Origin of the sequence: Clostridium sp. ATCC BAA-442 (assembly GCF_964239415.1) — a bacterium.
Classification (GTDB): domain Bacteria; phylum Bacillota; class Clostridia; order Oscillospirales; family Oscillospiraceae; genus Flavonifractor; species Flavonifractor plautii.
In genome coordinates this window covers 1-10,443 of record NZ_CAXSQB010000080.1, presented here as the reverse complement: position 1 = coordinate 10,443, position 10,443 = coordinate 1, and the positions used below count along the sequence as shown (strand labels likewise).

9 protein-coding genes are annotated in these 10,443 nt (G+C 61.6%); 1 reads left to right on the top strand and 8 read right to left on the bottom strand.

What is annotated here, in order from left to right; all coding sequences use genetic code 11:
* Positions 1–94: 94 nt before the first annotated feature.
* From ACESY8_RS18955 to ACESY8_RS18920, 8 genes are all read right to left on the bottom strand, one after another.
* Positions 95–1,243 carry an iron-containing alcohol dehydrogenase gene (locus ACESY8_RS18955; RefSeq protein WP_054338721.1) on the bottom strand — a complete coding sequence of 383 codons (1,149 nt, stop codon included), beginning with the start codon at positions 1,241–1,243 and terminating at the stop codon, positions 95–97.
* A 14-nt stretch (positions 1,244–1,257) separates the two neighbouring features.
* On the bottom strand, positions 1,258–2,736 hold the full coding sequence (locus ACESY8_RS18950) for a tripartite tricarboxylate transporter permease (protein ID WP_498794932.1): 1,479 nt from the start codon (positions 2,734–2,736) through the stop codon (positions 1,258–1,260).
* Between the two features lie 15 nt (positions 2,737–2,751).
* Positions 2,752–3,228, bottom strand: coding sequence for a tripartite tricarboxylate transporter TctB family protein (locus tag ACESY8_RS18945; protein ID WP_007488882.1), 477 nt, complete (start codon positions 3,226–3,228; stop codon positions 2,752–2,754).
* Between the two features lie 94 nt (positions 3,229–3,322).
* Positions 3,323–4,303, bottom strand: coding sequence for a tripartite tricarboxylate transporter substrate binding protein (locus ACESY8_RS18940; protein ID WP_007488883.1), 981 nt, complete (start codon positions 4,301–4,303; stop codon positions 3,323–3,325).
* A 47-nt stretch (positions 4,304–4,350) separates the two neighbouring features.
* On the bottom strand, positions 4,351–5,397 hold the full coding sequence (locus ACESY8_RS18935; protein WP_024724797.1) for a mannonate dehydratase: 1,047 nt from the start codon (positions 5,395–5,397) through the stop codon (positions 4,351–4,353).
* The gene (locus ACESY8_RS18930) at positions 5,394–6,299 is read right to left on the bottom strand and encodes a dihydrodipicolinate synthase family protein (RefSeq protein WP_054338722.1); all 906 of its coding nucleotides are present in this window, start codon (positions 6,297–6,299) and stop codon (positions 5,394–5,396) included. Before ACESY8_RS18930 ends, ACESY8_RS18935 begins: the two co-directional genes overlap by 4 nt.
* A 32-nt stretch (positions 6,300–6,331) precedes the next feature.
* Complete coding sequence (ilvD, locus tag ACESY8_RS18925; protein ID WP_021632680.1) at positions 6,332–8,023, bottom strand: dihydroxy-acid dehydratase; 1,692 nt, start codon at positions 8,021–8,023, stop codon at positions 6,332–6,334.
* Positions 8,020–8,850 carry an IclR family transcriptional regulator gene (locus tag ACESY8_RS18920; protein ID WP_007488887.1) on the bottom strand — a complete coding sequence of 277 codons (831 nt, stop codon included), beginning with the start codon at positions 8,848–8,850 and terminating at the stop codon, positions 8,020–8,022. Before ACESY8_RS18920 ends, ilvD begins: the two co-directional genes overlap by 4 nt.
* A gap of 467 nt (positions 8,851–9,317) precedes the next feature.
* Between ACESY8_RS18920 and ACESY8_RS18915 the strand changes: the two genes are divergently transcribed.
* The gene (locus ACESY8_RS18915; protein WP_434307818.1) at positions 9,318–10,334 is read left to right on the top strand and encodes a LacI family DNA-binding transcriptional regulator; all 1,017 of its coding nucleotides are present in this window, start codon (positions 9,318–9,320) and stop codon (positions 10,332–10,334) included.
* Positions 10,335–10,443: the final 109 nt, after the last annotated feature.

Here is a 10,443-nt window from a genome sequence, read left to right as displayed (position 1 = left end):
CTGGGGCAGACAGGGCGGATCCGCTACCGTCTCCCCGGGGATGAAGATGTCCGTGCTGTCGGGCAGCTCCGCGCCCACCAGGCCCTGCCCGTACTCAAATTCCAGTTTCATGGGCTTCTCCTCTTTTCGTTTGCAGTTTCCCGGCGCTGTCCCGCAGGCCGTGGAACAAAACATCGCTCTCCCCACGCAGGCGCTGGAGTTCTTTCGGCGTCTCCACCGGCATGCGTTCCGCCAGGAAGGCGAAAATCCGGTCGGCTTCCTCCGGAGTCTCCTTCAGGCCCAGCTCCTCCAGACAGGTGGGCATACCCAGCGCCCGCAGCACCCGGTTCAGCGCCTCCTGCGCTTCCTTTGGGGCCCCGTTTACCGCCAGTTGGTAGACCAGCGTACTGCCCACCAGCTCCCCGTGGAGGAATCCGGCGGCCAGTTCCGGGTGCACACAGCAGAAGTAGCTGTAGAGGGTGTGGCTCACGGCGGCCTGCTTGCCGCCGCAGGCCATGGCGGAAATCACCCCTGTCACCTGGAGGGCCGCGCAGACACAGTCCTCCAGCGCCGGTGTGATCTTTCCGGCCCGAAGCTGCTCAATTGTCTCACACCCATGCTCCAGCAAGAGCCGGTAGGTGTTTTCAGACAGGAGCTGGGCGCTCTGGGAGAAGAGGTTCTTTTCCCACTGATTGGAGAATTGAATGTTGTAGCTGATCTCCGGGTATTTCGCCATGGCATCCACTATGCCTGCCGCGCAGAGACGGGCCGGACAGTCCCTGACGATAAAGTCCAGCTCGGCTATCACGGCAAAGGGCGGGTACCGGGTCCAGTTGTTCCCCACGAACGCGCCCTCGTCGGTGTACTCTACCGCCAGCCACGCTGAGGCGGCGCAGGTAGCCGCAGAGGTGGGGACGGTGATCGCCCGCACCCCCATATGGTCAGCCGCTATTTTAGCCGTATCCAGCGCGCGGCCGCCGCCCACGCCCACCACCAGCTCCGCCCCGTATGCCTGTCCGGCCTGGGCCGCACTTCGAACATTGCCGGGGCAGCAGTGGCCGGAAAAGAGCCAGATCTTTGTATCCACACCGCTTTGCTCCAGGCTGCGGAGCACACGTGCCTCCACCTTGGGCCACACGGCGGCATCCGCCACCACCAGCGCGCGCCGCCCCAGCAGTACGGCGTCCCCTCCCAGATGAGAGAGGACGCCGCTGCCTTGATAGTATCTTCCTGAACAGAGCTGAATCAAATTCCCATTTCTCATATGTACGCCTCTGATCAAGCCGCAGCCCTGCGGGCCGCCAGCTTCTTCTTAATATAGGGGAAGAACAACATAAACAGCGACAGAAGAATAAAGAACAGGCTGATGGGGGAGGTAAAGAACGTCGCCCAGCTTCCCTTGGACACGATGAGCGCACGGCGCAGGTTGGATTCGCACAGCTTGCCCAGCACCAGGCCGATGACCATGGGCGTCATGGGCATGTCCAGCTTGGTCATGAAGTAGCCGAAGATACCCACGCCCACCATAAAGATGGCGTTGAACACGGAGTAGTCGATGGCATAGGCGCCAATCACGCACAGCATGACCAGAATGGGGACCAGGGTGCTGGTGGGGACGCGGGTGATGTTGACGAAGCCCCGGATGAATACCCGGCCCTGGAGGTACATAAAGATATTGACGGCGATCAGGCCCAGCATAATGGTGTAGACCCACTCCCCGTGCTGGGTGAACAGTTGGGGGCCGGCGGCGATACCCTGCATGGTAAGAGCGCCCAGAAGCACGGCCGTGTTGGTGTCGCCGGGAATGCCCAGGGTCAGCAGGGGGATCAGGGTGGCACCTGTAACGGCGTTGTTGGCCGACTCGGAGGCCACAACCGCCTCCTCGGAACCGTGCCCGTATTCCTCGGGATGCTTGGAGGTCCGCTTGGCCTCATTGTACGCCAAGAAAGAGGAGATGGCCGCGCCGGTGCCGGGCACCGCGCCGATAAACACGCCCAGAATGCTGGACTTGAGCAGCACCATCTTGTATTTCAGTACGTCGCGGAAGCGGGTCTTCTCCTTTTCCACCTTGACCGCCGTTCCGGTGGCCTTGTTCATGTCCCGGGCCTTGGCCATGATCTCCGTGATGGCGAACAGGCCGATGAGCACGGGAATGGTATCAATACCGCCCTCCATGCGATTGATACCGAAGGTGAAGCGGCTGACGCCATCCATGGGATCGATGCCGATGCAGGAGATCAGCAGCCCTACAAAGCCCATCAGCAGCCCCTTGATCTGGGACTTTCCGCCCACGCTGGCAATAATCGTCAGTCCAAAGAGAGCCAGGGCGAAATACTCGGCCGGGCCGAACTTCAGCGCAAAGCTGGCAATGGGCGGCGCGGCAAACAGCAGAACCGCACAGCTGAACAGGCCGCCGATGGTGGAGGCAGACAGCGCCACATGGAGCGCTTTCAGCCCGTGCCCCTTCTGAGCTATCGGGTAGCCGTCCAGCGAGGTGGCAGCCGAGGCCGGCGTGCCCGGCGTGTTGATCAGGATGGCGGTGATGGAACCGCCGTAGATACTGCCGCAGTAGACGCCCAGCAGCAGCATAACCCCCGGGATGGACGCCAGGCCGTATGTAAGCGGCAGCAGCAGCGCCATGGCCATGGTGCCAGTCAGGCCGGGCAGCGCGCCAACCATAATTCCGCCGGCCAGGCCGACGTTGATCCAGAGCAGGTTCTCCAGGGTAAAAAGGCTGCTCAAAACGGATTCAATCATGCTCCTCTCCTCCTCTTAAGGCAGTCTCACGGAGAGCAGGAAGGTAAATCCCGCCCAGATGGCTACCGCCGCGGCATAGACCACCGGGTAGGCCCAGATCTTTTTCACGCGGAAAATAAGCAGAATAACGGTGGCTGCCAGAAGCGTGGAGATAAAATACCCCAGAATCTGAAACAGTGCCGCATAGACCAGAATCACAGCGGCCAGCAGAAGCGCCCGCAGCTCGTCCCGCAGGGCCCGCTTTCTCTCCTCCTCGGAGGCAAAGGTTCCCGTGCTGTCGGCGCCGCCCGCCTTGCGGTGCTTCACAATGGTGGTGAGCATCAGCGCCAGGCTGAGAATCACCATGCAGGCCCCGATAAAATAGGGGAATACGCGCGGGCCCATGACGGACACGCCCGGATCTTGAATGGTCAGCGGAACCGAGATCAATACCAGCGCTCCCAGTATCAGAAAGAAAAAGGAAGCAATCATATCCTTTTTGTATTGACTCATAAGCTCCCTCCTTTGTTAAGGTATTGTTCTCCGGGCCGCGGGCCGCCGAGGGTCCATGGCCCGGAGAGCGCTTGCTATGTGTTTGGCAGAGGGATCAGCCGGCCAGCAGCTCCTGGTTCACGGCCGCCTCCTCGTTAATACGTTCCACCATCTCCTCGGTAGTCATGGTCAGGGGCAGGAGCTGGTTGGCGTCGCAGAACTCCTTGTACTCGTCGGTTCCGGTGATGGCAGTCAGGGTCTCGGTCACCTTGGTTACCACGTCCTCGGGGGTACCGGCGGGCAGCATCAGGAACTTCCAGACGCTCATCGTCACGTCATAGCCCATTTCCTTGAAGGTGGGGATATCCTTCAGGTTCTCACGTGGGTCCCGCTCGTCGTTGAAGATGCCGATGGCCACGGCGTCACCGGACTCCACATACTGCATGACCTCGCCGGGATGTCCGGTGCAGACGTCAATGTGGCCGCCCAGCAGGGCCGCAATGGTGGGAGAGCTGCCGTCATAGGAGATGCCGGTTGCCTCCACGCCGGCCATGCCGAAGAACTGCTTCTGGGACAGCTCCATCAGGCTGCCGCTGCCGGAGAAGCCGTAGGTCACGGAGTCCATCTCCAGCAAATCGTCAACGCTGGTGATACCGGAGTCCTTGCCCGCAATCATAATGATGGGCTCATTGGACAGGGCCGCCACAGGGATAAAGTCGTCAATGGTGTAACTGACCTCGCGGACGAAGGGCTGAAGGGTAAACACGCCGATGGCCTCCTGACAGAGGGTGTAGCCGTCGGGGGCTGCGTTCTTGAACTCCGTGGTAGCCACGGTGCCGCCCGCGCCGCCGCTGTTCTGCACCACCATATTGACGCCGAAGTACTCGTCGCGGGCGCCGATCTCGGAGACAATGCGGCACAGGCCGTCGGAGGTTCCGCCAGCATCCCAGGGGCATACCACCGTGATAGTGCTGCTTGGATAGCTGCCGGTGCTGCCGCCTCCCTTTCCGGTTTCGCCCTGATCTCCGCAGGCCGCCAGAGGCAGCGCCAGCGACAGGGACAGGGACAGTGCAAGGACTTTCTTCAGGTTTTTCATAGGAATACCTCTTTTCTTCTTATGATTTTTGCCGCACAGGCGGCGGGTTAACAGGAATAACAGAGCGCTTCCCACAGGCCGGCCAGATAGCATACACCCATCGCCCGGTCGTAGAGGCCGTAACCAGGGCGGCCCCGCTCGCCCCACACCATCCGGCCGTGGTCGGCGCGTATCACGCCGTCAAAGCCCCTCCGGTGCAGGGCCGCCAGAATGGCCGCCATATTCAGGCTTCCCGAGGCGGTCAGATGTCCGCTCTCACAGAAGTCCTCCTCCCCCTCCCAGCGGACATTCCGCCCGTGGACAAAGGGAATTTTGCCCTCCGCACAGAGGCGGTCTGCAATCTTGACCACATCGTTGGCCCTGCTGCTGCCCAGGGAGCCGGTGCACAGCGTCACACCGTTGGATGGCAGATCCACCGCGCCGGTCAGGCGGAGCAGATCCTCCAGCGTGGATACCACCCGGGGCAGACCAAATACCGGAAGAGGCGGGTCGTCCGGGTGGATGGCCAGGCGTATTCCCAGCCGCTCCGCCTCTGGGGCCACAGCCTGTAGGAAATAGCGCAGGTTGTTCCACAGCCCCGCCTCTCCCAAGGCCCGGTACTGGCCCAGCAGCGTCCGGATTTCCCCCTGCCGGGTGGAAAAGTTCCAGCCGGGCAGCGTCCAGACATCCCGCTCCGGGTTCATGCGCTCCAGCGCAGCCTGGTGAAAGGCCAGGGTGGCGGAGCCGTCCGGCAGGGGCTGCTCCAGCTCTGTACGAATCCAGCCGAACAGGGGCATGAAGTTATAGCAGACGGTATGCACCCCATGGCGAGCCAGCCGCTCCAGGTTTTCCACGAACTGTCCGATGTACCGCTCCCGCTCCGGGCCGCCCAGTTTGATGGACTCATGAACCGGCAGTCCCTCCGCCACCGAGAAGTGCAGGCCTGCCGCCGCGGACTGGGCGGCCCGGGCCGCGATGTCCTCCTCCGGCCACAGCGCTCCGGCCGGGATGTGATAGAGCGAGGTGACAAGCTCCGTCACCGGCGGGATCTGGCGGATATGTTCCAGCGTGACTGCGTCCTCGGGCCCGTACCAGCGGAAGCCGAAGGCCGTCATCCCACGTGGCCCAGAAGCTTTTCCAGGCCCTCCTCAATTGTCCGGCTCTCCTCCCCGCTCAGATCACGGAAGGGGAACCGGGCCGGCCCCATGTGGAAGCCCTGCAGCTCCAGCATCTTTTTGTGGGCCATGACGGGCATAACGCTCCGCACCAGCCCGCGCAGCTTCAGAAGCATCCGCTGTATCCGACGGGCCTGCTCCAGCTCACCGGCATAGTAGCAATCCCAGAGCTGCTGGCACTGCTTTGGAAACACGCTGGCCATGGCGATAATCGCGCCGTCTCCTCCGGACTGTAGGACGGGGAGCACCTGGGCATCGTTTCCGGTAATCAGCTCGAAGCCCTCCGGAAGTTCCAGGCACTGGTACTCCTGAAACGTCAGGAAATCCATGCTGCTGTCCTTCAGGCCCGCCACGTTGGGGCAGGTGTCGCACACCTCCTGTACCACCTTGGGCGTGATGGGGTTATGGGTCATCCCCGGCATGTTATACAGATACAGGGGCATCCCCTCCGCCAGCTCCGCGGCCTTGCGGAAGTAAGCGGTCAGAGTCTCGGCGTCATAGCTGTGGTAATAGGGCGCGGTGACCGACGCCGCGTGGGCGCCCTCATGCCTGGCCCAGTCAAACAGCTCCTTCATGTCCGCCAGATTCATGGCCGTGGTGTTGAACAGAATACAGCTCTCCGGCCCCGCTCCCTCCACCGCCGCCGTCAGGAGCCTTTTCCGCTCCTCCAACGTCAGATTGACAAACTCTCCGGTGGTGCCGCAGACGAAGACGCCGTGTACTCCTGCATCCGTAATAAATTGGGTCAGCCGCGTGTATTCCCCGTAGTTGATGCTCCCGTCCTCCCGAAAGGGGGTCAATTGGGGGGCGGAAATACCGCGCAGACTGCACATTTTGGACATGGAGTCCCTCTCCTTTCCTGACTGACGCTTTGTCAGTCCAAAATAGCGCCTCTGGCCGCCGGCTCCACATTGCGGGCGTAGCGGGCCAGATAGCCCTCAGTAACCTTGGGCTGGTAGGGCGGCAGCTCGGCCAGCCGCCGGGCGATCTCCCCGTCGGAGAGGTCCACGTGCAGGGTCCCGGCATCGATGTCGATGTCAATGCGGTCGCCGTCTTGCACAATGGCGATGGGGCCGCGGCGGGAGGTCTCCGGGGAGACGTGGCCGATGCAGGGGCCGCGGGTCGCGCCGGAGAAGCGGCCGTCGGTCACCAGCGCCACCGACTCAGAAAAGCCCATGCCCACCAGTGCCGCGGTGGCGGTCAGCATCTCCCGCATGCCGGGGCCGCCCTGGGGGCCTTCGTTCCGGATCACCAGCACTTCGCCATGCTGTACCACGCCGCCGTAGATGGCCTTGACGGCATCCTCCTCACACTCAAAGCAGCGGGCAGGACCGCTGTGCCTGCGCATGGCGGCCGCCACGGCCGACTGCTTGATCACTGCGCCGTCGGGGGCCAGATTGCCCTTGAGTACCGTGATGGAGCCGTGGTCGCTGTAGGCGTCGGACACGGGGCGGATCACCTCCGGGTTGTGTTCAACCACCCGCTCCACATTCTGGCGGTGGGTTTTTCCGTTAACGGTCATCTGATCCAGGTTGATGAGTCCGTCCAGCTCGCGCATCACGGCGCCCACGCCGCCGGCCTGATCCAGATCGAGCATCGTATGGCTGCCGGAGGGCTTGATTTTGGCCAGATAGGGTGTCTCCGCCGACAGACGGCCGATCTCCTCCAGAGACATGTGCAGCTTTGCCTCGTGGGCGATGGCCGGCATGTGCAGCGTCATGTTGGTGGAGCCGCCCACGCTCAGTCCCACCCGGACCGCCAGCTCCAGCATCTCCTGGGTGACGATGTCCCGGGGCCGGATGTCTTCCTCCACCAGGCGAACCACCGCCATGCCGCTCTCCTTGGCCACCCGGTTCTTCTTGCCGCTGACCGCGTGGGCGCAGGCGCTGCCCGGCATCGTCAGGCCCATGGCCTCCGCGATGATGGACATGGTATTGGCCGTTCCCATCATAGCGCAGGAGCCGGGGGTAGGGGACATCAGCCCCTCCATGTACTCATACTCCTCCCTGGAGATCTCTCCGCGGGTCAGCTTTCCCGCCATCTCCTTCAGCTCATAGGTGCCGTACTGCTTCCCCTTGTATACGGCCGGCATCATGGGGCCGCCGGTGACGAGCACGGTGGGGAGGTTGATGCGCAGTGCCGCCATAATCATGGCCGGCACAATCTTATCGCAGCCGCCGATGAGCACCAGGCCGTCCAACTGGTGGCCGCCGGCATAGACCTCGATGGAGTCGGCGATCACCTCGCGGCTGGGCAGCACGCTGCACATTCCCACATGGCCCTGGGAAAAGCCGTCGCAGAGGGAGATGGTGTTCACCTCAAAGGGGACGCCTCCCGCCTCCCGCACGCCGTCCTTGACCAACTGGCCGATGCGGTTGAGGTGGATGTGCCCGGGATGCATCTCGTTATAGGTATTGATGACGCCGATAAACGGCTTGGCCAACTCCTCGTTGACCAGACCCATGCCCCGCAGATGGGCCCGGGGGCCCGCCATGCTCAGGCCGTTCACTACCTTGGAGCTTGGGTACTTTGGGTCCTTATAAATCAGATCCATCGGTTCACTCATGCAAATCTGCCTCCCTCATCTCTCTTTTTCGATACCCGAATGGGATAGTGCCAGCCCAGCTTCTCTGTAATGCGGGCCGCACACCGCAATATTTCCCCAGAGTAGGACAGCGCCTTTTCCAAGGAGAAGCGATAGTCCGGCGCGGCAATTCCGATGGCCGCCAGCACCTGGTTATCCACATCAAACACCGGCGCCGCGATGCACACCACGTCCGTATGGTGCTCGTGGTTATCCACTGCGTAGCCCTGAATCCGGATCACCTCCAGCTCCCGCCGCAGATCCTCCGCGTCGGTCAGGGTCTTGCCGGTGAAGCGCTCCCGTTTCACATGGGCCAGGTAGTTCTCCAGCCAGCTCTCGGATTTCCACGCCAGGATCGCCTTCCCACCCCCTGTACAGTGGAGCGGAATCCGTTTGCCCACCGCCGAGTGAAGCCCTACGGAGCTCTTTGCCCCCAGCTTTGCCAGATAGATGGCCTCCATATCCTCCTCCCCGATGAGGTGGATGGTCTCCAGGCTCAGATCGTTCAGATAGGCCATCTCTCCTCTGGCGGCCTCATAGAGAAAGTTTGTCTTTTGGAGCTGTATGGCCAGCAGGCGCGCCTCAAATCCTGCCCGGTAGCACTTTTTTACCTCATCCTTGATGACAAACCCGCAGTGCTGCATCTCCTGGAGAATCCGGTGGGTGGAGCTGGGCGGAATCCCCGTGGCAGCGGAGAGCTGGGCCAGCGAAATCTCCCCCTCGCAGTCGGCCAGCGCCACCAGGAGCTGCAGGGCCTTCATGGAGCTGTAGGTCCGCATCAATTCCTGCAATTCTTTTTTGTGATGCATAGCGATCTCCCAAACATTCTATATATAGAAAAACTAATTTATATTTGATTTTCGTTTGTATATTAACTCCTTTTTTTCGCCATTTCAAGGCGTAAAAGTTGGTCAATATTTTCCAAAAATCAGCTTTTTTCGCAACATTTCAAATATGGAAATCATATGCGATATGAGGGACGCCCTTTTGTTTTATTTATTCTATATACAAAATTTCTTTCTCAAAGTGCACAAAAAAAATTACTACTTTTCTCCCCTCCGCTCCGGGGTGCATAGCCTCTTCTCCCACCTGCCAGACCGTCCCGCTCAACAGGAGTCCTCCCGCTCTGCAAGTCAAAAAAGTGACTCAAATTTTGTATATTATTTACAATTTTAAGGAATATCACAAAAAGTCCGCAAAGTGTCTTGACTGTATTTGGTCAAAATGTTATACTCACCTCGTCAAATGTAAACGATTACATCAGAGGTGAAACAGGATGCGTGCCCCAACGATTTCGGAGGTCGCCAAAACCGCGGGCGTCTCTGTCGCTACTGTTTCCAGAGTGGTCAACGGCAGTCCCTCGGTGTCCCATGAGACCCAGGCGCGGGTGCAGGAGGCCATTGAGCGGCTGGGCTACCAGCCCAACGTGTGGGGCCGGAGCCTCCGGCGGGGCGAGAGCCGGGTGGTGCTGGTCATCGTACCAAACGTAAGCAACCCCTACTACGCCCCCATCATCGCCGGGACGGAGGACCGGCTCCACGAGGACGGCTACAGCGGCATGCTGTGCATCACCAATGCCGAGGCGGGGCGCCGGGCGCTTTACCTGGAATTTTTGAAGGACGGCCGGGCCGACGGCGCCATTCTGATGGAGCCGGCCCGGGACGACCCCCATGTGACCGGCATGGCCCGCCACTACCACCTGGTACAGTGCAGCGAATACTGCGACAACCAGGCGGTGAGCCATGTGTCGGTGGACAATCTGGCCGCCGCCCGGGAGGTGGTGCTCACCCTGGCCGGGCTGGGCCACCGGCGCATCGGGTTCATCGGCGCGGACAACGACTTCATGTCCACCATCGCCCGCCGGCAGGGCTATCTGGACGGGCTGCGCGTTCTGAACATCCCCCCACGGGAGGACGACCAGACCTTTGCCGGACGGGATTACAGCTTTTCCTCCGGCGTGGAGGCCGCCCGGCGGCTGCTGGCCCGGCCGGAGCGCCCCACGGCCCTGTTCTGCATCTCCGACGTGTTGGCCCTGGGCGCCATCGAGGCCGCCCGGGCGCTGGGCCTCCGGGTGCCGGAGGACTTGTCGGTGGTGGGGTTTGACGACGTGGAGTACGCCGTGATGAGCCGACCGCGGCTGACCACCGTGCGCCAGCCCTGCTACGAGCTGGGCCGTGCGGCGGGGGAGCTTCTGCTCACCCAGATTCAGGGCGGGCCCCGGGGGCGGGCGGTCTACCTCCCCCACACCCTCATTGAGCGGGATTCTACGGCACGGTGTGCCGTTGGATCATAAAGGAAACGGATCTCAATATTAAGGAGGAAACAAGCATGAAGTTCAAGAAACTGGCTGCGCTCACCCTGGCCGGAGCCATGTCCCTGTCTCTGGCCGCCTGCGGCGGCCG

Coding starts and splice junctions, on each gene's coding strand:
- ACESY8_RS18935 (WP_024724797.1), bottom strand. CDS start 5,397: ATGACGGCCTTCGGCTTCCGCTGGTACGGGCCCGAGGACGCAGTCACG.
- ilvD (WP_021632680.1), bottom strand. CDS start 8,023: ATGAGTGAACCGATGGATCTGATTTATAAGGACCCAAAGTACCCAAGC.
- ACESY8_RS18940 (WP_007488883.1), bottom strand. CDS start 4,303: ATGAAAAACCTGAAGAAAGTCCTTGCACTGTCCCTGTCCCTGTCGCTG.
- ACESY8_RS18920 (WP_007488887.1), bottom strand. CDS start 8,850: ATGCATCACAAAAAAGAATTGCAGGAATTGATGCGGACCTACAGCTCC.
- ACESY8_RS18955 (WP_054338721.1), bottom strand. CDS start 1,243: ATGAGAAATGGGAATTTGATTCAGCTCTGTTCAGGAAGATACTATCAA.
- ACESY8_RS18950 (WP_498794932.1), bottom strand. CDS start 2,736: ATGATTGAATCCGTTTTGAGCAGCCTTTTTACCCTGGAGAACCTGCTC.
- ACESY8_RS18915 (WP_434307818.1), top strand. CDS start 9,318: ATGCGTGCCCCAACGATTTCGGAGGTCGCCAAAACCGCGGGCGTCTCT.
- ACESY8_RS18930 (WP_054338722.1), bottom strand. CDS start 6,299: ATGTCCAAAATGTGCAGTCTGCGCGGTATTTCCGCCCCCCAATTGACC.
- ACESY8_RS18945 (WP_007488882.1), bottom strand. CDS start 3,228: ATGAGTCAATACAAAAAGGATATGATTGCTTCCTTTTTCTTTCTGATA.